18 protein-coding genes and 1 pseudogene are annotated in these 24,248 nt (G+C 67.4%); 1 reads left to right on the forward strand and 18 read right to left on the reverse strand.

Annotation, left to right across the window (positions count from 1 at the left end):
- Window positions 1-103: 103 nt before the first annotated feature.
- The 10 genes and pseudogenes from AB0924_RS13880 to AB0924_RS13925 form a co-directional block, all read right to left on the reverse strand.
- A complete protein-coding gene (locus AB0924_RS13880) occupies window positions 104-643 on the reverse strand; it encodes a hypothetical protein (RefSeq protein WP_366911467.1) in 540 nt (179 codons plus the stop codon).
- On the reverse strand, window positions 640-2,670 hold the full coding sequence (locus tag AB0924_RS13885) for a hypothetical protein (protein WP_366911468.1): 2,031 nt from the start codon (window positions 2,668-2,670) through the stop codon (window positions 640-642). The genes AB0924_RS13880 and AB0924_RS13885 overlap by 4 nt, the downstream gene beginning before the upstream one ends.
- A 17-nt stretch (window positions 2,671-2,687) precedes the next feature.
- On the reverse strand, window positions 2,688-3,074 hold the full coding sequence (locus AB0924_RS13890) for a hypothetical protein (protein WP_366911469.1): 387 nt from the start codon (window positions 3,072-3,074) through the stop codon (window positions 2,688-2,690).
- Window positions 3,075-3,191: 117 nt separating this feature from the next.
- Window positions 3,192-3,395, reverse strand: a pseudogene (locus tag AB0924_RS13895) (carbohydrate-binding protein); the annotation flags it as partial.
- Between the two features lie 31 nt (window positions 3,396-3,426).
- Complete coding sequence (locus tag AB0924_RS13900) at window positions 3,427-4,176, reverse strand: hypothetical protein (RefSeq protein ID WP_366911470.1); 750 nt, start codon at window positions 4,174-4,176, stop codon at window positions 3,427-3,429.
- Window positions 4,177-4,322: 146 nt separating this feature from the next.
- Window positions 4,323-5,516: an elongation factor Tu gene (gene tuf / locus AB0924_RS13905; protein ID WP_358928153.1), complete on the reverse strand. Its 1,194-nt coding sequence runs from the start codon at window positions 5,514-5,516 to the stop codon at window positions 4,323-4,325.
- Window positions 5,517-5,671: 155 nt separating this feature from the next.
- Window positions 5,672-7,798 carry an elongation factor G gene (gene fusA, locus AB0924_RS13910; RefSeq protein WP_358928155.1) on the reverse strand — a complete coding sequence of 709 codons (2,127 nt, stop codon included), beginning with the start codon at window positions 7,796-7,798 and terminating at the stop codon, window positions 5,672-5,674.
- Window positions 7,799-7,837: 39 nt separating this feature from the next.
- Window positions 7,838-8,308, reverse strand: coding sequence for a 30S ribosomal protein S7 (gene rpsG / locus AB0924_RS13915; RefSeq protein WP_005481264.1), 471 nt, complete (start codon window positions 8,306-8,308; stop codon window positions 7,838-7,840).
- 2 nt (window positions 8,309-8,310) lie between these two features.
- Window positions 8,311-8,682 (reverse strand): 30S ribosomal protein S12, encoded by a 372-nt coding sequence (gene rpsL / locus AB0924_RS13920; protein ID WP_003948652.1) that lies wholly within the window; start codon window positions 8,680-8,682, stop codon window positions 8,311-8,313.
- Between the two features lie 270 nt (window positions 8,683-8,952).
- Window positions 8,953-9,927 (reverse strand): glycosyltransferase family 2 protein, encoded by a 975-nt coding sequence (locus tag AB0924_RS13925; RefSeq protein ID WP_366911471.1) that lies wholly within the window; start codon window positions 9,925-9,927, stop codon window positions 8,953-8,955.
- Between the two features lie 146 nt (window positions 9,928-10,073).
- Here AB0924_RS13925 and AB0924_RS13930 point away from each other — a divergent pair, with 146 nt between their 5' ends.
- Window positions 10,074-11,351, forward strand: coding sequence for a hypothetical protein (locus tag AB0924_RS13930; RefSeq protein ID WP_366911472.1), 1,278 nt, complete (start codon window positions 10,074-10,076; stop codon window positions 11,349-11,351).
- A 77-nt stretch (window positions 11,352-11,428) separates the two neighbouring features.
- On the opposite strand, the gene AB0924_RS13935 is transcribed toward AB0924_RS13930, so the two are convergent.
- The 8 genes from AB0924_RS13935 to nusG all read right to left on the reverse strand — a co-directional run bounded on the left by AB0924_RS13935 (window position 11,429) and on the right by nusG (window position 24,198).
- Window positions 11,429-15,328 carry a DNA-directed RNA polymerase subunit beta' gene (locus tag AB0924_RS13935; protein ID WP_358928162.1) on the reverse strand — a complete coding sequence of 1,300 codons (3,900 nt, stop codon included), beginning with the start codon at window positions 15,326-15,328 and terminating at the stop codon, window positions 11,429-11,431.
- A gap of 102 nt (window positions 15,329-15,430) precedes the next feature.
- Window positions 15,431-18,916 carry a DNA-directed RNA polymerase subunit beta gene (rpoB, locus tag AB0924_RS13940; protein ID WP_358928164.1) on the reverse strand — a complete coding sequence of 1,162 codons (3,486 nt, stop codon included), beginning with the start codon at window positions 18,914-18,916 and terminating at the stop codon, window positions 15,431-15,433.
- 588 nt (window positions 18,917-19,504) lie between these two features.
- Window positions 19,505-19,888, reverse strand: a complete 384-nt coding sequence (rplL, locus tag AB0924_RS13945; RefSeq protein ID WP_358928166.1) for a 50S ribosomal protein L7/L12 — start codon at window positions 19,886-19,888, stop codon at window positions 19,505-19,507.
- Window positions 19,889-20,004: 116 nt separating this feature from the next.
- Entirely contained in the window at window positions 20,005-20,535 is a 531-nt protein-coding gene (gene rplJ, locus AB0924_RS13950) for a 50S ribosomal protein L10 (protein ID WP_030823469.1), read from the reverse strand.
- A 314-nt stretch (window positions 20,536-20,849) separates the two neighbouring features.
- Window positions 20,850-21,761 carry a hypothetical protein gene (locus tag AB0924_RS13955; protein ID WP_366911473.1) on the reverse strand — a complete coding sequence of 304 codons (912 nt, stop codon included), beginning with the start codon at window positions 21,759-21,761 and terminating at the stop codon, window positions 20,850-20,852.
- Between the two features lie 162 nt (window positions 21,762-21,923).
- Window positions 21,924-22,649, reverse strand: coding sequence for a 50S ribosomal protein L1 (rplA, locus tag AB0924_RS13960; RefSeq protein ID WP_358928171.1), 726 nt, complete (start codon window positions 22,647-22,649; stop codon window positions 21,924-21,926).
- A 96-nt stretch (window positions 22,650-22,745) separates the two neighbouring features.
- Window positions 22,746-23,180, reverse strand: coding sequence for a 50S ribosomal protein L11 (rplK, locus tag AB0924_RS13965; RefSeq protein ID WP_018543896.1), 435 nt, complete (start codon window positions 23,178-23,180; stop codon window positions 22,746-22,748).
- 169 nt (window positions 23,181-23,349) lie between these two features.
- Complete coding sequence (gene nusG, locus AB0924_RS13970) at window positions 23,350-24,198, reverse strand: transcription termination/antitermination protein NusG (RefSeq protein ID WP_358928174.1); 849 nt, start codon at window positions 24,196-24,198, stop codon at window positions 23,350-23,352.
- Window positions 24,199-24,248: the final 50 nt, after the last annotated feature.

Here is a 24,248-nt window from a genome sequence, read left to right on the forward strand (position 1 = left end):
CACGTGGACGGCATGTGCACGACTCCTTCACAGTTGCGGGAGTGCGCCCGCAAACCAGAGAGGTGCGGCGCTGGAGAGGCCTCCCTCGCGCGATATTGGGCATCTACGCGCAACCAAGCGTTTTTACTGTGGCCGGGAAGTAGGCGCGCATGAACTTCTCGATGTCGTTGCGGTGGGATTGGTCTGTCAGTTTCACCTGGGGGAGCTGGAGAGTGAGGGTGAAGTAGTTTCCGCCTTTGGTTTTGCAGCGAGCGACTGCAATGGCACCGTCGGTACCGCTGATCGCTTTTTCCGCGAGATCGATCTTCCGGGGCTGGCTGACATGCGAAATGGATCCCGTTCCCTGCGCCAGGTACGTGAGATCCGGAGGGCTACCATCCCACGAAAAATGCAACTCCACGACTGGGTCATGCCCCGCCAGGAGCACACATGGCGCGAAAACGGGATTTGATCGCTCGACCCTGTTGAACTCGCGCAATCCCTTGGTGGAGCCCAGAATGGGGCGCACCAGAGCCGGTTCGATGCGCGTTCCACAAATAGCTGCCGGAATATCAGAGTCTCCCGTTCGACCACAAGAGAGCAGGGAGAGCACAAGAGGCAGGGCAGCCAGGCTCATGGCGATCGCTCGAGTCGCAGAACTCATGGACGCTCTCCCGACATTCCAGACGCCTGCGCTGCGCCATCCATCGATGCTCGGTTGACCTCCTGATTGGGGTTGAAATACGAGCCGCTATCCACTTGATGCGTTTTCTTCCACTCCGCTGCCAGCGCCATCAACTGACCGTTCCTGGCGGTGTAGGCCTTGATGTTGTCTTCCGACTGCTCCTCGTCCAACCGCTTCTGCTCATCCGCCATCCACTTCCCCGTGACGTAATCGAACCCCTGCTGCACGTCATTGCTGACGACCGGGATGTAGCTGATCGCCTTGTCGAAGACCGGCTTCGCTTCGAAGGTGGCTGTTTTGGGGTCGCCCTGGGCCTGGATGCGGGCCTCTTCGAGGAAGCCGACGGTGCGGCCTGCGCGGAGCAGGGGTTCGGTGGACTTGGAGTGATCGTCGTGGATGCCCGAGACCATCGCCTGGTTCAAGCCGCCGTTGAGCGTGCCGTAGGCGTCCTTGTCCTTTGATACCTGCTTGGTCACCTCGAAGAGCTGGTCCTGGGGCAAGGGGGACTTGGCGATGTCGATTTCGCTCATCGAGGCGTGCACGGTCTCGCCGTGGTTGACCAGGATCGATGCCATGGGCTGCCGCAGGGACGGCGGGAATTTGTCGCCGCTGTGGGACAGGTGGCTGATCGCCGACCGGAGGATCGCGTCGTTCTGCTTGGTGTGGGGCACGTAGTGGGCGTGTCTGTCGGACGGGTCGATTCCCGTGGTCGCCGCTTGGAGGGCCCTGCCGAAGCCCGCTCGGTCGTCCGCGTCGAGGCCGGCCGCGTAGGTGCCGTTCTTGTCTCCCCCGTGCTCGTGCAGGACGACGTTCCAGTCCCGGTCCTTGACCAGGTACTTCATGCGGGCGTCCGAGCCGAGGTAGTCCGCGGCCGTGTGGGGGGCGTGGCTCATGATGTCCAGCGCGCCGTCCACCGGGTCGTTGGCGAACCAGCCGCCGTGCTTGCCGTTGTACTCGTGCTTCAGCTGCCAGATGCCCGGGTCCCGGCGCTCCGCCGCGATCATGTCGTCGGTCAGGTTCTCGAGCATCTTCGGCGCGTAGCCGTGGCCCTGGTGCATCAGGGTGACCAGGGACTGGTATCCCACCGCCTTGTCCATCCGCTCGCCCTGCGCGTCCGTGGCGTAGTGCTCGATGCCGGCGTGCCGCATCGAGGCTCGCCAGTGCTTGTACCAGGGCGACTCCGTGTCCCTCGTCGCCGTCGCCAGTGTGTCCGCGAGCCCCGACTCGATCGTCGAGTACGTGCCCGACCCCGGTCCGCCGCGCACGTGGATCAGGTCGTTGAGTTCGTTCGTCAGGGTGATCGTGCCCGCCGCGCCCAGGTCGTCCAGCAGAGTCCGGGAGAACGCCTCGTCGTCGGAGTTGTCGCGGAACGTCCGCTGCAGTTCGGTGAGTTCGCGTTGCGACAGGTGCTCTCCCCGGCTGAGCCTGCTGAGTGTCGCCTCCGCGGCCAGTGCCTCGTACTTCTCGATGTCCCCCAGCGCCCGGCCGTTGAATCCCCGGCCGCCGACCAACGGGTCCGAGTCGACGACTACGGCCGCAAGAGCGGTCTCCACCCCCGTGTCCGCGTCCGTCACGGCCCGTACCGCCGCGTCGACACGGTCCTGCCAGGACCGCACGGTCGACTCGTCCGGTTCCTTCGTGTGCGCGGGGTCGGCGCTGACCCGGCCCCGGTCCGAGATCCGCATCCCGGCCGCCCGGGCCTCCTCGCGCGCCGCCGTGAGCCTGCCCTTCAGCTCCGTGAACTGGGCGTGGGCGTCCCGCAGCAGAGAGGCGATGGCCTTCGCCTCCGTCTGGGCGTACTGCAGCTCCTTGAGCGTGACGCCGAAGCGGCCGTGGGCCGCCTCCGCGCTCATCCCGCTCCAGGCGGGGCCGGTCGTGATGCGGTGGACGTCCCGGTGGTACGCCCGTTCCTGCTTGGCGAACTCCGCCGCCATGCCCTCCCAGCGCTCGGCTGCGCCGGTGAGCGTGGCGAGGTCGGTGCTCATGATCTCGTGGTACGTCGGCATGCCCGGCCGTTCCCCCGTCAGTACAGGTCGAGCGCGGACGTGCGCCGCAGCGCGGAACCGGCTGCCATGTCCGAGCTGGTGAGGACCACGTTCGTACTGCGCAGCGCGTCTTTCTCGGCACCCAGCCGGTCCATCAGGTTCCGCACCTGGTCGCCCCAGGCCGCGTGGGCCTTGCGCAGCGCCGCCGAGGTGAGCCAGCCGTGCCCGTCGCGCGCGCCGAAGGCCTTCACCGCCGCGCCGGTCTCTTCGTCCGCCCACTCACCGGCCCGGCGGGTGTCCGGCTCGATGTGGTCGTTCAGCGCCTTGGCCGCCGCCCGTTTCTCGGCGGGGGTGGACGCCAGTCTCCCCGCGCCAGGGCCGTGCCCGTGGCCGTACCCGCCGTACCCTCCTGCCGGACCGTCCACCGCTCGCCCCTCGCCGTATCGACGTCCATCGCCGTTCCTTCAACCGGTGGACGCCGATCTTCGTCACGGGGGGTTTCGCACGCGCAGCGTTGACGTCGTCCGAGGTGGCGCCGCCTCTCAGTCGGCCCGCCACAGCGCAGGGACCGCCGGAGGCTCCCAGCCGGGCTGGGCCGTGTGGGTCTGCAGACAGACGTAGCCGCGGCCCGCGTAGGTGACCCGGTCGCCGGCCCGGTAGGTGGCTCCGGCGGCCGAGGTGCCGCCGGACGGCGGGGTCCCGGTCTGTGTGGGGCTCGGGCCGGGGTCCTGGGCGACGTCCGTTACCGGCACCGGCCGGGCGTGCCGTGGCCGGGGCTCAGGGGCGGCCGGTCTCCGGGTCCGGGGGGATGAGGTTGCCGGCGGCGAGCACGTCGCCGCGGTCCGGTGAGCCCAGTGACGCGCGCAGCTTCCCGACGCCGGGATCGGAGAAGGAGACCGTCAGGGTGTAGGGCGGCTGTCCGGTGATGGTGTTGTGCGAGTCGATCGGCGCCTGCAGCTTCTTCATGACCTCGGCCCCGTCCTGTCCCGGGCACAGGGCCCGCACCGGAAGCACGACCTCGGCGCTTCCGTCGCTGCGGGCGCCGACGCGCATCTTGTGTCCGGGGCCCGTCGAGGCGGGCTCGCGCCAGGTGACCGGCAGGCCGTGCGCGCCGCCGACCAGCCCGTCCGGGCCCTCGATCTCCACCGCCACGCCGTCCGCGCCGAGGGTCCGGGAGAGCTCGAGGGGCTGCTTGCCGCCGGGGGTGAGGAGGAGGCCGATGGTGAAGCGGGCGGGGGTGCGGGGCCCCTGTTGGAACCCGTAGGCGCCGAGAACGAGCCGGGGGCCGGCCGGCGGCTCGTCCCGGGGCAGTGGCGCGACCGCGTCCGCGGGCGGCTGGAAGCGGTGGTAGCCCTTGGTCCCGCACCGGTCGCCGTCGGAGACGCCGCCCCCGGGCAGGGCCACGGCCTTCGCCGGACCCGGGGCGAGCCGCCCCACCAGTGTGAACAGTCCCTGCTGGTAGCCCATGGCGATCACTACGGCGGCCACGGCCAGCCATGGGACCACCGCCCGCACCTTGTCGAGCACGGCAACCACCTCTGCGACAGCCGGCCCCCGGGCGGTCCGGTCGCATGATCATACGGCGGGAGACAGCGAAGAGGCCCGTACGACCGAAGTCGTACGGGCCTCTCCGACAGCTACCAGGTCAGAGACCGGGCCGGGTCAGTTCAAGATCACTTGTTGATCTTGGTGACCTGGCCGGCGCCCACGGTCCGGCCACCCTCACGGATGGCGAACTTCAGGCCCTCTTCCATGGCGACGGGCTGGATGAGCTCCACCTTCATCTCGGTGTTGTCACCCGGCATGACCATCTCGGTGCCCTCGGGGAGGGTCACGACGCCGGTCACGTCCGTCGTACGGAAGTAGAACTGCGGACGGTAGTTGTTGAAGAACGGCGTGTGGCGGCCACCCTCGTCCTTGGACAGGATGTAGGCCTGCGCCTCGAACTCGGTGTGCGGGGTGACCGAGCCCGGCTTGATGATGACCTGGCCGCGCTCGACGTCCTCGCGCTTGATGCCGCGGAGCAGCAGACCGACGTTCTCACCGGCCTGGCCCTCGTCGAGCAGCTTGCGGAACATCTCGATGCCGGTGACCGTGGTGGTGGTCTTCTCCGGCTTGATGCCCACGATGTCGACGGTCTCGTTGACCTTGAGGACACCACGCTCGATACGGCCGGTGACGACCGTACCGCGACCGGTGATCGTGAAGACGTCCTCGATCGGCATCAGGAACGGCTTGTCGACGTCACGCTCGGGCTGCGGGATGTTCTCGTCGACGGCCGTCATCAGGTCGAGGACGCTCTGGGTCCACGCGGGGTCGCCCTCCAGCGCCTTCAGCGCGGAGACCTTGACGACCGGCAGGTCGTCGCCCGGGAACTCGTACTCGGAGAGGAGCTCACGGACCTCGAGCTCGACGAGCTCCAGGATCTCCTCGTCGTCCACCATGTCGGCCTTGTTCAGGGCGACGACGATGTACGGAACGCCGACCTGGCGGGCCAGGAGCACGTGCTCCTTGGTCTGCGGCATCGGGCCGTCGGTGGCGGCGACCACCAGGATCGCGCCGTCCATCTGCGCGGCACCGGTGATCATGTTCTTGATGTAGTCCGCGTGACCCGGGCAGTCGACGTGGGCGTAGTGACGCGCCTCGGTCTGGTACTCGACGTGCGCGATGGAGATGGTGATACCGCGCTGACGCTCCTCGGGCGCCTTGTCGATGTTGTCGAACGCGGTGGCCTCGTTCAGGTCCGGGTACGCGTCGTGCAGCACCTTGGTAATGGCGGCCGTGAGGGTCGTCTTACCGTGGTCGATGTGACCGATGGTGCCGATGTTGACGTGCGGCTTAGTCCGCTCGAACTTCGCCTTCGCCACTGGGGTCCTCCTGGGAGTGGTTCTGGTACGCCTTACTTCATCGGCGCCAGGTGATCTTTGCTGTTAAGTCCCGGAACCCGGGGCATTCATCCTGCAATGAGGTGAATGCCCCTTGAGGCTCCGGAGTCAAGCCTAAGGCGTGAGAACGCGGAGCGTTACTCGCCCTTGGCCTTCGCGATGATCTCCTCGGCGACGTTCCGGGGAACCTCGGCGTAGGAGTCGAACTGCATCGAGTAGCTCGCGCGACCCGACGTCTTGCTGCGGAGGTCGCCGACGTAGCCGAACATCTCCGAAAGGGGCACGAGGCCCTTCACGACGCGGGCACCGGCCCGCTCCTCCATGGCCTGGATCTGGCCACGGCGGGAGTTGATGTCGCCGATGACCTCACCCATGTAGTCCTCGGGCGTGGTGACCTCGACGGCCATCATCGGCTCGAGCAGCACGGGGCTGGCCTTGCGCGCGGCCTCCTTGAAGGCCTGCGAGCCGGCGATCTTGAAGGCGAGCTCGGAGGAGTCGACCTCGTGGTAGCCACCGTCGATGAGCGTGACGCGGACGCCCGTCATCTCGTAGCCGGCCAGGATGCCGAACTGCATGGCCTCCTGCGCACCGGCGTCGACCGAAGGGATGTACTCCTTCGGGATGCGGCCACCGGTCACCTTGTTCACGAACTCGTACGAGGCGTCGCCGCCCTCGATCGGCTCGATCGCGATCTGCACCTTGGCGAACTGACCGGTACCACCGGTCTGCTTCTTGTGGGTGTAGTCGACGCGCTCGACGGCCTTGCGGATCGTCTCGCGGTAGGCCACCTGCGGCTTGCCGACGTTGGCCTCGACCTTGAACTCACGGCGCATACGGTCGACCAGCACCTCGAGGTGCAGCTCGCCCATACCACCGATGATGGTCTGGCCGGTCTCCTCGTCCGAGTGGACCTGGAAGGACGGGTCCTCCTCGGCCAGGCGCTGGATCGCGACGCCCAGCTTCTCCTGGTCGCCCTTCGACTTGGGCTCGATGGCGACCTGGATGACCGGCGCCGGGAAGTCCATGGACTCCAGGATGACCGGGTTCTTGTCGTCGGACAGCGTCTCACCGGTGGTGGTCTGCTTCAGGCCCATGACGGCGACGATGTCGCCGGCACCCACCGACTCGATCTCCTCACGCTTGTTGGCGTGCATGCGGTAGATCTTGCCGATGCGCTCCTTCTTGCCCTTGACGGAGTTCAGCACCGAGGTGCCGGACTCCAGGCGGCCCGAGTAGACCCGGACGAAGGTGAGCTTGCCGAGGTGCGGGTCGCTCATGATCTTGAACGCCAGCGCGGACAGCGGCTCGTCGTCGGACGGCCGGCGCTTGACGACGACCTCGGGGTCCTTGACGTCGTGGCCCTCGATGGCCTCGATGTCGACCGGCGACGGCAGGTAGCGCACGACCGCGTCGAGCAGGGGCTGGACGCCCTTGTTCTTGAACGCGGTGCCACAGAACACCGGGGTCACGGTGGTGCCGGTGCCCTTGCCGGAGGCGATGGTGATACGACGGATCGCGGCGTACAGCTGCTCCACGGTGGGCTCCTGGCCCTCCAGGTACAGCTCCATGATCTCTTCGTCGTTCTCGGCCACGGCCTCGAGCAGCTTGCCGCGGTACTCCTCGGCAGCCTCGGCGTGCGTGTCCGGGATGTCGACGGTGTCGTACATCTCGCCCTTGGTGGCCTCGGCGGACCAGACCAGGGCCTTCATCGTCACGAGGTCGATGACGCCCTTGAAGTCGGCCTCGGCACCGATCGGCAGCTGCATCACGATCGGCTGAGCGCCCAGGCGGTCAGTGATCATGTCGACGCAGCGGTGGAACTCGGCACCGGTCCGGTCGAGCTTGTTGACGAAGCAGATACGCGGGACGCCGTAGCGGTCCGCCTGACGCCACACCGTCTCGGACTGGGGCTCGACACCGGCGACGCCGTCGAACACCGTCACGGCACCGTCGAGCACGCGCAGGGAGCGCTCCACCTCGACGGTGAAGTCGACGTGACCCGGGGTGTCGATGATGTTGATGGTGTGATCGACGTCTTCGAGCGGCCAGTGACAGGTGGTGGCAGCAGAGGTGATCGTGATGCCACGCTCCTGCTCCTGCTCCATCCAGTCCATGGTGGCAGCGCCGTCGTGGACCTCACCGATCTTGTAAGACACACCGGTGTAGAACAGGATCCGCTCGGTGGTGGTCGTCTTGCCCGCGTCGATGTGGGCCATGATCCCGATGTTGCGGACCTTGGCCAGGTCAAGTGAAGTGGTAGCCATAAGGCTTCAGTCTTCTCTCGGTCTCGATGTGGGTAGCGACTACCAGCGGTAGTGCGCGAAGGCCTTGTTGGACTCGGCCATCTTGTGCGTGTCCTCGCGCTTCTTCACAGCGGCACCCAGGCCGTTGGAGGCGTCGAGAAGCTCGTTGAGCAGGCGCTCGGTCATGGTCTTCTCGCGACGGGCGCGGGAGTAGCCGACCAGCCAGCGGAGCGCCAGCGTGTTGGCGCGACCGGGCTTGACCTCGATCGGCACCTGGTAGGTGGCGCCACCGACACGGCGGGACTTGACCTCGAGGGTCGGCTTGATGTTCTCCAGCGCGCGCTTCAGCGTGATGACCGGGTCGTTGCTGGTCTTCTCGCGCAGGCCCTCCATGGCGCCGTACACGATGCGCTCGGCGGTGGAGCGCTTGCCGTTCAGCAGCACCTTGTTGATGAGGGAGGTCACCAGAGGAGAACCGTAGACCGGGTCGATGATGACCGGGCGCTTCGGGGCGGGGCCCTTACGAGGCATTCTTACTTCTCCTTCTTGGCGCCGTAGCGGCTGCGGGCCTGCTTGCGGTTCTTGACACCCTGGGTGTCGAGCGAGCCGCGGATGATCTTGTAGCGAACACCGGGCAGGTCCTTCACACGGCCGCCGCGCACGAGCACGATGGAGTGCTCCTGCAGGTTGTGTCCCTCACCCGGAATGTAAGCGGTGACCTCGATCCCGCTGGTCAGACGCACACGCGCGACCTTACGCAGGGCCGAGTTCGGCTTCTTCGGGGTGGTCGTGAACACACGCGTGCAGACGCCACGACGCTGAGGGGAACCCTCGAGTGCGGGCGTCTTGTTCTTCTCGACCTTGTCCTGCCGGCCCTTGCGGACCAGCTGCTGGATCGTAGGCACTACTTCTCCGGTTTCTGTGTGCCGATAGGTACAGCTAACCTGGAACGTCGCCGACCCACGCGGTCGGGTGTGTCGAATCCGCCGCGCTTCCGCCGCGAGACGGGAAAGGCACGGATTACGGTGGCCGGTGTCGGCTCCGCGTGCGGTTGAAGGCACGCACGAAAGCCAGGGCACACCCCAGGCACAAGGTCTGAGCGTACCTACCGCACCCACTCCGGTCAAAACAAAGGCAACGGGACCGGGGCCCGGACGGCTCCGGGCGACCGGGCGTCAGCGGCGCGCCGTCGTCTCCCCCGCCTGCTCCGCCGTGTCGTGGCCCACGAAGTACGTCGGCCGGTTCTGTATGGCCGTGTATATGCGCGCCACGTACTCCCCGAGCAGCCCCACGCAGATCAGCTGCACCGCGCCGATGAAGAGCACCCCGGTGAACAGCGAGGTCCAGCCCGGCACGGTGTGGTCCAGGACGTGGGCGGAGAGCGTGTACACCATCAGCCCGAGGCAGACGAGGAAGGCGAAGCCGCCGAGCCAGGTGGCCAGCCGCAGCGGGGCCGCCGAGAAACCCGTGACGCTGTCGACGGCGAGCCGGATCATCCGGCCCAGCGGGTACTTGCTGCGGCCGGCCGTGCGCGGGGCGCGCTCGTAGGTCACCCGGCCGCTGGGGAAGCCCAGCCAGGGCACCAGCAGCCGGTAGACCCGCTGCTGGTCGGGCAGCGCCTTCAGCGCCTCCACGGCGACGCGGCTGAGCAGCCGGAAGTCGCCCGCCTGCGCGGGCACGGAGGGGCCGGCGAGACGGCGCACCAGCCGGTAGTACAGCCCCGCTGTCCACCGCTTGAAGCCGGTGTCGCTGGCCCGGTCGGCGCGGATGCCGTAGACGATGTCCAGCCCCTCGGCGCGGGCCAGGGCCAGCATCTCGGGGATCTTCTCGGGCGGGTCCTGCAGATCCGCGTCGAGGCTGGCCACGTAGGCGCCGACGGCCCGGTCGAGGCCGGCGGTCAGGGCGGCCTGATGGCCCGAGTTGCGGCGCAGGCCGATCACCCGCAGTTCCGGCCAGCCGAGCCGGAAGGCCGCGAGCAGCTCGCCGGTGCCGTCGGTGCTGCCGTCGTCGACGGCGACCAGCTCGTACGGCACGCCGAGGCCCTCCAGGACCGGGCGCAGCCGGCTGACGAGGGCGGGCAGCGCCTCGGCCTCGTTGAACATGGGTACGACGACGGACAGCTCGATCGCCGGGTCCGCTCCACCGGTCACCCGCTTCTCCCCCCTTCGCCCCGCACATGCGACGCTTTGGCCACACACAAGTGATCCTTGTGTGCTGTTGTGACTGACACTTCACGACCCCCGGGCAGCGGAACCCCTCCGGCCCCGGCGGTCGGCCGAGGGGGGAGACCGCAGGGATGAGCACGGCTTCCGGCGACATCGAGGCGGACACCGTCCTGCCCAGGGAACAGTCCGGCACTCCGCGCCCGAGCCGCCGGCTCACGCTGCCGCCGGGTGCGCGGCCGTACGTGGCTCCACTCGTCCTGTACTGCGTCACGAAGCTCGTGGGCCTCACCATATTCGCCTGGCTCCTGGAGCATGCGGGCGACTACCGCAGGAAGGACCCGCGGTTCGGCGGCGGCGCCCACTGGTGGGACGTGCTGTCCACCTGGGACGGCTGGTGGTATCTGCAGGTCGCCGGGCACGGCTACGACCCGAAACCGCTGGAGCCGCTGCCCGGGGGCGGGCTCTTCACCGTCAAGCAGAACTCGGTCGCGTTCTTCCCGCTCTACCCCGGGCTGATCCGCACCGTCTCCGAGACGACCGGGCTCGGCCTGTACGGCTCCGCGATCCTCGTGTCGGTCCTGGCCTCCCTGGTGGCGGCGGCCGGCATCTACGCGGTGGTCTCGGCGCTCGCCGGGGTGCGGGCGGGCACCATCGCCGCCGGGCTGTGGGCCGTCGTGCCCGGGGCGGGCGTCGAGTGGGCCGTGTACTCGGAGTCCCTGTTCGTCGCCATCGCGGCCTGGACCTGCTACAGCGTCATGCGGGGCCGCTGGGTCGCCGCGGGCCTGCTGGCCTTCCTGGCGGGCCTGAACCGGCCCACCTCGGCGGCCCTCATCGGCGCGGTGGGGCTGGCCGCCCTGGTCACCGTCCTGCGGCGGGACGGCCGGCGGGAGCACGGGGTCGCCCAGCCGGTCTTCGCGATGATCGCGGCGCCGCTCGGCCTGCTCACCTACGTCGCGTGGGTCGGGTGGAGCATGGGCGACGTCACCGCCTACTTCACGCTCCAGCGCGAGGGCTGGGCGCACTACTTCGACTGGGGTTCGTACACGGCGGACGTCCTCGGCAACGTCGCCGTCGGGCACAACGACTACCTCTTCGCCTTCTCCACGCCCGATCTGCTCGGCGTCCAGCTCGTCATCGCGCTGCCCTTCCTGATCGCGCTGATGCTGCGCCGGAAGCCGCCGCTGGTGCTGGTCGCCTACACCCTGGCCGGCATCGTCACCGTCCTGGGCACCCAGCAGATGTTCGGCAACACCTCCCGCTATCTGCTGCCCTCCTTCCCGCTGCTCCTGGCGCCGGCGGCCGCCCTGAGCCGCCTGAAGTGGCCCGGCCTCGCCGTCTTCTTCACCACGACGGCGGTGGCGTCGGGCTGGTACGCGCACTACGTGATCTTCGAGCTGGGCATCCCCTAGACGGCAGGCGTCCGCGGAAACGCCGAAGGGCGGTCACCCCGAGTCGGGGTGACCGCCCTTCAGTTCATGTCAACCACTCACTGGTTGTACGGACCGTAGTCGTAGTCCTCCAGCGGAACGGCCTGGCCGGAGCCGGTGCCGAACGGCGAGTAGTCGATGTCGTCGTAGCCGACGGCCGAGTACATCGCGGCCTTGGCCTCCTCGGTGGGCTCCACCCGGATGTTGCGGTAGCGGGACAGACCCGTACCGGCCGGGATGAGCTTACCGATGATGACGTTCTCCTTGAGGCCGATGAGGCTGTCGGACTTGGCGTTGATCGCCGCGTCCGTCAGGACTCGGGTCGTCTCCTGGAAGGAGGCGGCCGACAGCCAGGATTCCGTCGCCAGCGAGGCCTTGGTGATACCCATCAGCTGCGGACGACCGGAGGCCGGGTGACCGCCCTCCTGGACCACACGACGGTTCTCGGTCTCGAACTTCGAGCGCTCGACCAGCTCGCCGGGCAGGAGCTCGGCGTCGCCCGACTCGATGATCGTCACACGGCGCAGCATCTGCCGGATGATGATCTCGATGTGCTTGTCGTGGATCGACACACCCTGCGAGTTGTAGACCTTCTGGACCTCGCCGACCAGGTGGACCTGGACGGCACGCTGACCCAGGATGCGCAGCACGTCGTGCGGGTTGGTGGCACCCACGGTGAGCTGCTGGCCCACCTCGACGTGGTCGCCGTCCTTGACCAGGACCTTGGCACGCTTCGAGATCGGGAACGCCGTCTCGTCGCTGCCGTCGTCCGGGGTGACGACGATCTTCTTGGTCTTCTCGGTCTCCTCGATCCGCACGCGGCCGTTGGCCTCGGAGATCGGGGCGACACCCTTCGGGGTACGGGCCTCGAAGAGCTCGACGACACGGGGCAGACCCTGGGTGATGTCGTCACCGGCCACACCACCGGTGTGGAAGGTACGCATCGTCAGCTGGGTACCGGGCTCACCGATGGACTGGGCGGCGATGATGCCGACCGCCTCACCGATGTCGACCAGCTTGCCGGTGGCCAGCGAACGGCCGTAGCACATGGCGCAGGTGCCGACGTGCGACTCGCAGGTCAGGATCGAGCGGGTCTTGACCTCCTCGATGCCGTGGTGCACGAGCTGGTCGATGAGCACGTCGCCCAGGTCCACGTTGGCCGGCGCGATCACCTTGCCGTCGATGACGACGTCCTCGGCGAGCATGCGGGCGTAGACGCTGGTCTCGACGTCGTCCGCCTTGCGCAGCACACCGTCGGCACCGCGGTTGGCGATCCGCAGCTTCAGACCGCGCTCGGTGCCGCAGTCCTCCTCGCGGATGATGACGTCCTGGGAGACGTCCACCAGACGACGGGTCAGGTAACCCGAGTCGGCGGTACGCAGGGCGGTGTCCGCCAGACCCTTACGGGCACCGTGCGTGGAGATGAAGTACTCCAGCACGGACAGGCCCTCACGGAAGGACGCCTTGATCGGACGCGGGATGGTCTCGTTCTTCGCGTTCGACACCAGACCACGCATACCGGCGATCTGCCGCATCTGCATCATGTTTCCTCGGGCACCCGAGTCAACCATCATGAAGATGGGGTTCGTCTTGGGGAAGTTCTCGTTCATCGCCTCGGCGACCTCGTTGGTCGCCTTGGTCCAGATCGCGATGAGCTCCTGAGTGCGCTCTTCCTTGGTGATCAGACCGCGCTCGTACTGCTTCTGGACCTTCTCGTCCTGCGCCTCGTAGCCGCGGACGATCTCCTTCTTCGCCTCGGGAACGACGACGTCGGAGATGGCCACGGTGACACCGGAACGGGTCGCCCAGAAGAAGCCGGCCGCCTTCAGGTTGTCGAGCGTCGCCGCCACGATGACCTTGGGGTAGCGCTCGGCCAGGTCGTTGACGATCTCGGAGAGCTGCTTCTTGCCCACCGAGTAGTCGACGAACGGGTAGTCCTCGGGCAGCAGCTCGTTGAAGAGCGCGCGGCCCAGGGTGGTGCGCAGGCGGAACGAGTCACCCTGCTGCCACTCGGGCTCGCCCTCCTCGCGCGCCGGCGGGGTCCAGCCGCGCGGCGGGATGGTGCCCACCGGGAAGCGGATGTCGATCGGCGACTGCAGCGCGAGCTCACCGGCGTCGAAGGCCATGATCGCCTCGGCCGTGGAGCCGAACGCGCGGCCCTCGCCCTTGGTGTCACGCAGCTCGCCGTCGGTGGTGAGGAAGAACAGACCGAGGACCATGTCCTGGGTCGGCATCGTCACCGGACGGCCGTCGGCCGGCTTGAGGATGTTGTTCGAGGACAGCATCAGGATGCGGGCCTCGGCCTGCGCCTCCGCGGACAGCGGCAGGTGCACGGCCATCTGGTCACCGTCGAAGTCCGCGTTGAACGCGGTGCAGACGAGCGGGTGGATCTGGATGGCCTTGCCCTCGACCAGCTGCGGCTCGAAGGCCTGGATGCCGAGGCGGTGCAGGGTGGGAGCACGGTTCAGCAGAACCGGGTGCTCGGCGATGACCTCTTCGAGGACGTCGTACACGACCGTGCGGCCGCGCTCCACCATGCGCTTGGCGCTCTTGATGTTCTGCGCGTGGTTCAGGTCGACCAGGCGCTTCATCACGAACGGCTTGAAGAGCTCCAGCGCCATGGCCTTGGGCAGACCGCACTGGTGCAGCTTGAGCTGCGGGCCGACGACGATGACGGAACGCGCCGAGTAGTCGACTCGCTTGCCGAGCAGGTTCTGACGGAAACGACCCTGCTTGCCCTTCAGCATGTCGCTGAGGGACTTCAGCGGGCGGTTGCCGGGACCGGTGACCGGACGGCCACGACGGCCGTTGTCGAAGAGGGCGTCAACAGCCTCCTGAAGCATGCGCTTCTCGTTGTTGACGATGATCTCCGGGGCACCGAGGTCCAGGAGCCTCTTCAGACGGTTGTTCCGGTTGATCACACGGCGGTACAGGTCGTTCAGGTCGGAGGTCGCGAAGCGGCCACCGTCCAGCTGCACCATCGGACGCAGGTCCGGCGGGATGACCGGGACACAGTCCAGGACCATGCCCTTGGGGCTGTTCGAGGTCTGCAGGAACGCGGAGACGACCTTCAGGCGCTTGAGCGCACGGGTCTTCTTCTGGCCCTTGCCGGTGCGGATGATCTCGCGGAGGCGCTCGGCCTCCTCGTCGAGGTCGAAGGACTCCAGGCGCTTCTGCAGTGCCGCGGCACCCATCGAACCGTCGAAGTACGTGCCGAAGCGGTCACGCAGCTCGCGGTAGAGCAGCTCGTCGCCCTCGAGGTCCTGGACCTTGAGGTTCTTGAACCGGGTCCACACCTCGTCCAGGCGGTCGATCTCGCGCTGCGCGCGGTCGCGCAGCTGCTTCATCTCGCGCTCGGCACCCTCGCGCACCTTGCGGCGCACGTCGGCCTTGGCACCCTCGGCCTCGAGCTCGGCCAGGTCGGTCTCGAGCTTCTTGGCGCGGGCCTCGAGGTCGGCGTCGCGGCGGTTCTCGATCTGCTGGCGCTCGACCGAGACGTGCGCCTCCAGGGAGGGCAGGTCGCGGGTACGGCGCTCCTCGTCGACGTACGTGATCATGTACGCCGCGAAGTAGATGACCTTCTCGAGGTCCTTCGGCGCCAGGTCCAGCAGGTAGCCGAGGCGCGAGGGGACACCCTTGAAGTACCAGATGTGGGTGACGGGCGCGGCCAGTTCGATGTGGCCCATCCGCTCACGGCGCACCTTGGCGCGCGTGACCTCGACGCCACAGCGCTCGCAGATGATGCCCTTGAAGCGGACGCGCTTGTACTTGCCGCAGTAGCACTCCCAGTCCCGGGTCGGACCGAAGATCTTCTCGCAGAAGAGTCCGTCCTTCTCGGGCTTGAGGGTGCGGTAGTTGATGGTCTCGGGCTTCTTGACCTCGCCGTGGCTCCACTGACGGATGTCGTCAGCGGTGGCCAGGCCGATCCGGAGCTCGTCGAAGAAGTTGACGTCGAGCACTATGCGTCAATCCCTCTCAGGGTCGTAAGTCTGTGGTCTGAAACGGGGGCCTGGGGGTCGGCGGGGGCCTCACACGGTGGCGAGGCCCCTACCGGACTCCCGTCAGACCTCTTCGACGCTGCTCGGCTCGCGCCGGGACAGGTCGATACCGAGCTCCTCCGCAGCGCGGAAGACATCCTCGTCGGTGTCGCGCATCTCGATGGACATACCGTCGCTGGACAGCACCTCCACGTTCAGGCAGAGCGACTGCATCTCCTTGATGAGCACCTTGAAGGACTCGGGGATGCCGGGCTCGGGAATGTTCTCGCCCTTGACGATGGCCTCGTAGACCTTCACGCGGCCGGTGACGTCGTCGGACTTGATGGTCAGCAGCTCCTGGAGGGCGTACGCGGCGCCGTAGGCCTCGAGGGCCCACACCTCCATCTCACCGAACCGCTGGCCACCGAACTGGGCCTTACCACCCAGCGGCTGCTGGGTGATCATCGAGTACGGACCGGTCGAACGGGCGTGCAGCTTGTCGTCGACCAGGTGGTGCAGCTTCAGGATGTACATATAGCCGACCGAGATCGGGTCCGGGAACGGCTCACCGCTGCGGCCGTCGAACAGCCGCGCCTTGCCGGTCGGGAGCACCATGCGCTCGCCGTCCCGGTTCGGGATGGTGTGCTGCAGCAGACCCGCCAGCTCGTCCTCGCGCGCACCGTCGAACACCGGGGTGGCGACGTTGGTGCCCGGAGCGACCGAGTCGGCGCCGATCGCCTGGAGGCGCTGGGCCCACTCCTCCGCGAGGCCGGAGACGTCCCAGCCACGGCTGGCGAGCCAGCCGAGGTGGATCTCCAGGACCTGTCCCGGGTTCATTCGGGACGGCACACCGAGCGGGTTGAGGATGATGTCGACCGGGGTGCCGTCCTCCAGGAACGGCATGTCCTCGATCGGGTTGATCTTGGAGATGACACCCTTGTTGCCGTGCCGGCCGGCGAGCTTGTCACCGTCGGTGATCTTGCGCTTCTGCGCGACGTAGACGCGCACCAGCTGGTTCACACCGGGGGGAAGCTCGTCGCCCTCCTCGCGGTCGAAGACGCGCACGCCGATGACCTTGCCGGTCTCGCCGTGCGGCACCTTCAGCGAGGTGTCACGGACCTCACGGGCCTTCTCACCGAAGATCGCGCGCAGCAGGCGCTCCTCGGGGGTCAGCTCGGTCTCACCCTTGGGCGTGACCTTGCCGACGAGGATGTCACCGGCGATGACCTCGGCACCGATACGGATGATGCCGCGCTCGTCGAGGTCGGCGAGGACCTCCTCGGAGACGTTCGGGATGTCCCGGGTGATCTCCTCGGGGCCGAGCTTGGTGTCACGGGCGTCGACCTCGTGCTCCTCGATGTGGATCGAGGAGAGGACGTCGTCCTGCACGAGGCGCTGCGACAGGATGATCGCGTCCTCGTAGTTGTGACCCTCCCACGGCATGAACGCCACGAGCAGGTTCTTGCCGAGGGCCATCTCGCCGTTCTGGGTGGCCGGGCCGTCCGCGAGCACCTGGCCCGTGATGATCCGGTCGCCCTCGTTGACGATGACCTTCTGGTTGACCGAGGTGCCCTGGTTGGACCGGGAGAACTTGGCCAGGCGGTACGTGATGTACGTGCCGTCGTCGTTGGCGGTGGTGATGTAGTCCGCGGAGACCTCCTGGACCACACCGTCCTTCTCGGCCTTGACCACGTCGCCGGCGTCGACCGCGGAGCGGTACTCCATGCCGGTGCCGACGAGCGGGGACTCGGACTTGATCAGCGGCACGGCCTGGCGCATCATGTTCGCGCCCATGAGGGCACGGTTGGCGTCGTCGTGCTCGAGGAACGGGATCATGGCGGTCGCGACCGACACCATCTGGCGCGGCGAGACGTCCATGTAGTCCACGTCGTCACCGGCGACGTAGTCGACCTCACCGCCACGGCGGCGGACCAGGACACGGTTCTCGGCGAACCGCATGTCGTCCGAGAGCGTGGCGTTGGCCTGCGCGATGACGAACCGGTCCTCTTCGTCGGCCGTCAGGTAGTCCACCTCGTCGGTGACCTGACCGTCGACGACCTTGCGGTACGGCGTCTCGACGAAACCGAACGCGTTGACCCGGCCGTAGGAGGCGAGCGAGCCGATCAGACCGATGTTCGGGCCTTCGGGCGTCTCGATCGGGCACATGCGGCCGTAGTGCGACGGGTGCACGTCACGGACCTCGAAGCCGGCCCGCTCACGGGAGAGACCACCCGGGCCAAGAGCCGACAGACGGCGCTTGTGGGTGAGACCCGACAGCGGGTTGTTCTGGTCCATGAACTGCGACAGCTGGCTGGTGCCGAAGAACTCCTTGATGGAGGCGACGACCGGCCGGATGTTGATCAGGGTCTGCGGCGTGATCGCCTCGACGTCCTGGGTCGTCATGCGCTCACGCACGACGCGCTCCATACGGGCGAGACCCGTACGGACCTGGTTCTGGATCAGCTCGCCGACGCTGCGCAGACGACGGTTTCCGAAGTGGTCGATGTCGTCCGTCTCGACGACGATCGTGCCACCGTTGTCACCGGAGGTCTCGGTCTCGCCGGCGTGCAGCTTCACCAGGTACTTGATCGTCGAGATGACGTCCTCGACGGTCAGGACACCCGCGTCCAGCGGGGCGTCCGCACCCAGCTTCTTGTTGACCTTGTAGCGGCCGACCTTGGCGAGGTCGTAGCGCTTGGGGTTGAAGTAGAGGTTCTCGAGCAGCGTCTGCGCGGCCTCACGCGTGGGGGGCTCGCCCGGACGCAGCTTGCGGTAGATGTCCAGCAGCGCGTCGTCCTGGCCCTGGGTGTGGTCCTTCTCCAGGGTGGCGCGCATCGACTCGTACTCGCCGAACTCCTCGAGGATCTGCTCGGTCGTCCAGCCGAGCGCCTTCAGCAGTACGGTGACCGACTGCTTGCGCTTGCGGTCGATGCGGACACCGACCATGTCGCGCTTGTCGATCTCCATCTCCAGCCAGGCACCCCGGGACGGGATGATCTTGGCGGAGAAGATGTCCTTGTCGGACGTCTTGTCGATGGAGGAGTCGAAGTAGACACCGGGGGAACGGACCAGCTGCGACACCACGACACGCTCGGTGCCGTTGATGACGAAAGTGCCCTTGTTCGTCATGAGCGGGAAGTCGCCCATGAAGACCGTCTGGGACTTGATCTCACCGGTCTCGTTGTTGGTGAACTCAGCGGTGACGAAGAGCGGGGCCGCGTACGTGAAATCGCGCTCCTTGCACTCGTCGATGGAGTTCTTCGGCGGCTCGAAGCGGTGGTCCCGGAACGTCAGGGACATCGACCCGGAGAAGTCCTCGATCGGGGAGATCTCCTCGAAGATCTCCTCCAGACCGGACTTGGTGGGGACGTCCTGACCGTTCTCAAGAGCCTCCTCGACCCGACTCTGCCAAGCGGTGTTGCCGAGCAGCCAGTCGAAGCTCTCGGTCTGCAGCGCGAGCAGGTTCGGAACCTCGAGAGGCTCCTTGATCTTTGCAAAGGAGATGCGCAGCGGGGCGGTGCTGGCGCCGTTGTTCGTATTCGCGGTCGAGGCGTTGCGCGAGGCGGCCAAGAGGGGGTCCTTCCGAGGGCTCGGACTCACTACGCGCGTACCGGCCCCTCTCCCAGACACAGAGACGGAAACCCCAGGTCAGGGGAGCTTCGGTCATCGGTGCTCGAGTGAGGGCAGACCCCTGGTGACGGGCAGGGGAAGCTAACAGGCAGCGCAAAGGGTCAGTGTAGCCACTTGGCACACTGATGTCCAGCTCGGGTTTCTCGAGACCCTCGTCGTGCTCAACGCCTTCGTCAACAACGCCCTCGGCATGTCTGCCCTCAACGCACGTTGATCGCTCAACGCACGTTGATACTGCCCTCTTCGCCGTCGATCCATGCCTCGGAATCGGATCCTTGTGACGACGCGTCCTGAGAATTGCGCGCTGCGTGCGGTTCGTCAAGGCCCCCCAGCCCAAACGCGGCCGTCCGGAGACAGAACGAAGATCACCATACCCCTCGCCGGGGCGAGTTCAAGGCGACCCGGGTCACCCTCCGCATACGCCGAAGAGCGACCACCCGGATGGATGATCGCTCTTCGGTGCGCTCGCGTTACAGCCTCTCGAGGCCGCAGTCGGCGCGCAGTCGGGTTACGGGAACCCGGGAGGTGTTACTTGACCTCGACGGAGGCGCCGGCGGCCTTGAGGGACTCGGCGGCCTTCTCGGCGGCGTCCTTGGCGACCTTCTCGAGAACGGGCTTCGGGGCGCCGTCCACGAGGTCCTTGGCCTCCTTCAGGCCCAGGGAGGTCAGCTCACGCACGACCTTGATGACCTGGATCTTCTTGTCGCCGGCACCGGTGAGGATGACGTCGAACTCGTCCTTCTCCTCCTCGGCCGGGGCAGCCGGGCCACCCTGGGCCGGGCCCGCGACGGCGACGGCCGCGGCGGCGGTGACGTCGAACTTCTCCTCGAACGCCTTCACGAACTCGGAGAGCTCGATGAGGGTCATCTCCTCGAACTGCGCGAGCAGGTCTTCCTGAGACAGCTTCGCCATGATGGGCGATCCTTCCACTAATTCGGCAGGTGCCGGATGTACATGAGTGGCGGGCGTACGTTGGCCCGCTGTGACCCTGGCCGCGTCAGGCGGCCCGGATCAGAAAGCGAGCCGAATTACTCGGCACCGCCCTGCTCGTCCTGCTTGGCACGAAGCGCGTCCACGGTGCGGACGAGCTTCGAGGGAAGCGCCTGGAAGAGCTGCGCAGTCTGCGTCTGCTTGCCCTTGAAGGCGCCCGCCAGCTTGGCGAGCAGAACCTCGCGGGACTCGAGGTCCGCAAGCTTCTTGATCTCGTCGGCGGACATCGCCTTGCCATCAAGGACACCGCCCTTGATGACGAGATTCGGGTTGTCCTTGGCGAAGTCACGGAGACCCTTCGCCGACTCCACCGGGTCACCGGTGACGAAGGCGACGGCCGTCGGACCAGCGAAGAGCTGGTCGTCCAGCGTGATCCCGGCCTCGTTGGCCGCAATCTTGGTCAGCGTGTTCTTCACCACGGCGTACTGGGCGTTCTCACCGAGCGACCGGCGCAGCGTCTTGAGCTGCGCCACGGTGAGACCGCGGTACTCGGTCAGCACGGCGGCGTTGGAGCTGCGGAACTTGTCCGTCAGCTCGGCAACCGCGGCAGCCTTGTCGGGCCTCGCCATAGAGCCTCGGCCTCCTTCCGGGTGATTCTGACCGCGCGGACCCGAAGGAGGACTGGAGAAACGAAACGCCCCGGCGCAGGCGCTCGGGGCGGACTCGACCGTCGGCACACGCTTGGCGCGTGTCATCCGGGAGTGCTTCCACTGACACCTGCGCGGGTCGTCCACTTTGCAGCGGATCCTTCGGCCACCGCACCCTCATTCGAACGTGCGGCAACGACCAGCGGTCTTTGGCTTCGGTAGGAGAGTACGGGACCGGGGCACCGTCGAGCAAATCGGGCTCCGCGGGCCCGCCCCGGTCCTGGTGCCGCGGCCGGTCAGGAGGCGCTGACGCCGCTGCCCGTCGCGGTGCCGCCGGCCTTCATCAGGTCCTTGAAGTCCTTGGTGTCGGCGGCCGGGGGCGCCTCGGCGGTGACCCGAACGCCGTAGTCACTGAAGTAGGCCGTGCTGGTCATCGTGCCGGCGGTCATCTGCGCCTTCTCGACCTTCTTGACCAGCAGGTCCTGTCCGTTGACCCAGATGTCGACGGTTTCCGTGCTGACGCCCGCCTGGCTGAGCTGCTTCTTCAGGTCGGCGAGCTGGCCGGCGTCGAGGTCGCTGTTCTTGCCGGCGAGGTCTGCGACGTCGACCGTGCCGGAGTAGTGCGTGGCGGTGGCGCCGGAGACCTGCTCCTCACCGACCTTCTTCACGTCACCGGAGGCCAGCAGCAGCTTCACCGACTGGTTCGGCGTGGTGTTCTGCATCTGGTCCTTCATATACGCCCCGGAGCCGCCGCCGAGCTTGGCGAGGTCGTCGTAGGCGTACCTGATCCAGTGCTTGCCGCCGGACTGCTGGGCGAACCGCTCGCTCATCCTGGCGTAGTAGGCGTCCGACAGGTAGCGCGCCTCCATCGAGGACGTGCCGGCCTTGCGCATCGCCTCCGCCAGCTTGCCGCCGGTGTAGGTGATGGTGAGGTTGCCCTTCATGCCGTCGCCCCACGTCAGGGCGCCGTTCGCGGTCATCGACATGGTGTCGCCGATGCTGGTGGTGGAACGCACCCTGGCCGACTCCGCCTTGTCGGTGGACTTCTCGGCGGACCGCAGGGCGGCGAGGGGGTTGGCGTGGGTGAGGCTTCTGCCGACCGCCTTGTCGCCGTCCCCGGAGCCCTCGGTGCCGCAGGCGGCCACCCCGGTCAGCGCGGTGACCACGGCGACGGCAAGGGTCACCCGGCGTGCGGTCGTGCTCTTCATTCGTCCTACCCCCATGCGAGTCCGGTGCCTGCACCGTAGCCCAGGCCACTGACGGTCGTGCGACAGTCCGCACAAGGAAAGGACGGACCCCGCACCTCGGAGGTTGCGGGGTCCGCCCTTTGCTTACGCGTCCGTGACGCGGCTGCCGGGTGAGCGCTGGGCTCAGACGGCGGCCGGGTCCTCCTCGACGAGGAGGTTGCGGGTGCGGTTCGAGTCGACCGGAATGCCGGGGCCCATCGTGGTGCTGATGGCGGCCTTCTTGATGTAGCGACCCTTGGCGGCGGACGGCTTCAGACGGAGGATCTCCTCCAGGGCCGCGCCGTAGTTCTCCACCAGCTGGGCGTCCTCGAAGGACGTCTTGCCGATGATGAAGTGCAGGTTCGAGTGCTTGTCGACGCGGAACTCGATCTTGCCGCCCTTGATCTCCGTCACGGCCTTGGCCGTGTCGGGGGTGACGGTGCCGGTCTTCGGGTTCGGCATCAGACCACGCGGGCCGAGGACGCGGCCGAGGCGGCCGACCTTGCCCATGAGGTCCGGGGTGGCGACGACGGCGTCGAAGTCCAGACGGCCCTTCGCCACCTCGTCGATCAGCTCGTCGGCGCCGACGATGTCGGCGCCCGCGGCACGCGCGGCCTCGGCACGGTCGCCGGTCGCGAAGACCAGGACCCGGGCGGTCTTACCGGTGCCGTGCGGGAGGTTCACGGTGCCACGGACCATCTGGTCGGCCTTGCGCGGGTCGACACCCAGACGGAAGGCGACCTCGACGGTGCCGTCGAACTTGGTCGTGGAGGTCTCCTTGGCGAGACGGACGGCCTCGAGCGGGGCGTACTGCTTCTCCCGGTCGATCTTGGCGTCCGCAGCGCGGAGAGCCTTGCTGCGCTTGCTCACAACTGCTCCTGGGGGTTCTGTGAGGAGTCGTGGTACGGGCCGAGCAGGCCCTGCCACGTGCGGCTTTTCACGGCCGCATGACTACGGGGTGGGGAATCAGCCCTCGACCGTGATGCCCATGGAACGGGCGGTGCCGGCGATGATCTTCGACGCGGCGTCCAGGTCGTTGGCGTTGAGGTCGGGCATCTTGGTCGTGGCGATCTCGCGGACCTGCGCCTCGGTGATCTTGGCGACCTTGGTCTTGTGCGGCTCGCCGGAGCCCTTCTCCACGCCCGCGGCCTTGAGGATCATCTTCGCGGCCGGCGGCGTCTTGGTGACGAAGGTGAAGGAGCGGTCCTCGTAGACCGTGATCTCCACCGGGATCACCCAGCCACGCTGCGACTCAGTCGCGGCGTTGTAGGCCTTGCAGAACTCCATGATGTTGACGCCGTGCTGACCCAGCGCCGGACCGACCGGCGGGGCCGGGTTCGCCGCACCGGCGTTGATCTGGAGCTTGATGAGCCCCGTGACCTTCTTCTTCTTGGGAGGCATAGCTCTCCGGGTCCTTTCAATTCGGGTCCCTGCCCGCATCCGGGGACCACCCGGACGCAGGCATACCGCACAACGATAACGGGTATAGATGCGCGGCCAAAAACCGTGCAGGTCAGGCGGACGCCGAGCGCCTGCCTGACCTGCACGGAAGCGGTTCGTCCAGAAGGAACTAGTTCTTCTGGATCTGGTCGAAGGAGAGCTCGACCGGCGTCTCGCGGCCGAAGATCTCCACCAGGCCCTTGACCTTCTTCGAGTCGGGGTTGATCTCGTTGATGGTCGCCTGGAGCGTGGCGAACGGGCCGTCGGTGACGGTGACCGAGTCGCCGACCTCGAAGTCCAGCACCTGGACCTCGACCTTGCGCTGCGGGGCGGGCTTGCCCTCGGCCTCGGCGGCCTCGCGGGCGGCCTTCTCCTCGGCCTCCGGGGCGAGCATCTTGACGATCTCGTCCAGGGTCAGCGGGTAGGGGTCGTAGGCGTTGCCCACGAAGCCGGTGACACCCGGGGTGTTGCGGACAACGCCCCAGGACTCGTTCGTCAGGTCCATGCGGACCAGGACGTAACCCGGCAGCTTGTTCTGCTTGATCGTCTTGCGGTCGCCGTTCTTGATCTGGACGACCTCTTCCTGCGGCACCTCGGCCTGGAAGATGTAGTCCTCGACGTTCAGCGAGACGGCGCGCTGCTCCAGGTTGGTCTTCACGCGGTTCTCGTAGCCGGCGTAGGTGTGGATGACGTACCACTCGCCGGGCAGGGTGCGAAGCTCCTCGCGCAGGGCCTGGACGGGGTCGACGGGCTCGGCCGGCTCCTCCTCGGCCTCCGCGACCGGGGCGGCGGGCTCGTCGTCCGTGACGTCCGCGCCCTCCTCGTCCTCGACGTGCAGGGCGGCCTCCTCGGCCGGCTCCCCCAGTTCGGCCTCGGCAGCCTCGAACTCGTCCCGCTCGTCCGCGCCCTCGACGATGTCGAGCTCGTCGTCCACCGTCTCGTCCGGCTCGATGGCGTCGTTCAGGTTCGGGTCAGACACGATGGCTGCTTCTTCCTGGATACATAGGGGTGGAACATGCGAAAACGGGC

Origin of the sequence: Streptomyces sp. NPDC047869 (assembly GCF_040704065.1) — a bacterium.
Taxonomy (GTDB): domain Bacteria; phylum Actinomycetota; class Actinomycetes; order Streptomycetales; family Streptomycetaceae; genus Streptomyces.

Excerpts from the sequence above, each read along its gene's own strand:
- AB0924_RS13880 (WP_366911467.1), bottom strand. The coding sequence starts at position 643 with ATGAGTTCTGCGACTCGAGCGATCGCCATGAGCCTGGCTGCCCTGCCT.
- AB0924_RS13930 (WP_366911472.1), top strand. The coding sequence starts at position 10,074 with ATGAGCACGGCTTCCGGCGACATCGAGGCGGACACCGTCCTGCCCAGG.
- AB0924_RS13955 (WP_366911473.1), bottom strand. The coding sequence starts at position 21,761 with ATGAAGAGCACGACCGCACGCCGGGTGACCCTTGCCGTCGCCGTGGTC.
- rplJ (WP_030823469.1), bottom strand. The coding sequence starts at position 20,535 with ATGGCGAGGCCCGACAAGGCTGCCGCGGTTGCCGAGCTGACGGACAAG.
- AB0924_RS13885 (WP_366911468.1), bottom strand. The coding sequence starts at position 2,670 with ATGCCGACGTACCACGAGATCATGAGCACCGACCTCGCCACGCTCACC.
- fusA (WP_358928155.1), bottom strand. The coding sequence starts at position 7,798 with ATGGCTACCACTTCACTTGACCTGGCCAAGGTCCGCAACATCGGGATC.
- rpsG (WP_005481264.1), bottom strand. The coding sequence starts at position 8,308 with ATGCCTCGTAAGGGCCCCGCCCCGAAGCGCCCGGTCATCATCGACCCG.
- rplL (WP_358928166.1), bottom strand. The coding sequence starts at position 19,888 with ATGGCGAAGCTGTCTCAGGAAGACCTGCTCGCGCAGTTCGAGGAGATG.
- rplK (WP_018543896.1), bottom strand. The coding sequence starts at position 23,180 with ATGCCTCCCAAGAAGAAGAAGGTCACGGGGCTCATCAAGCTCCAGATC.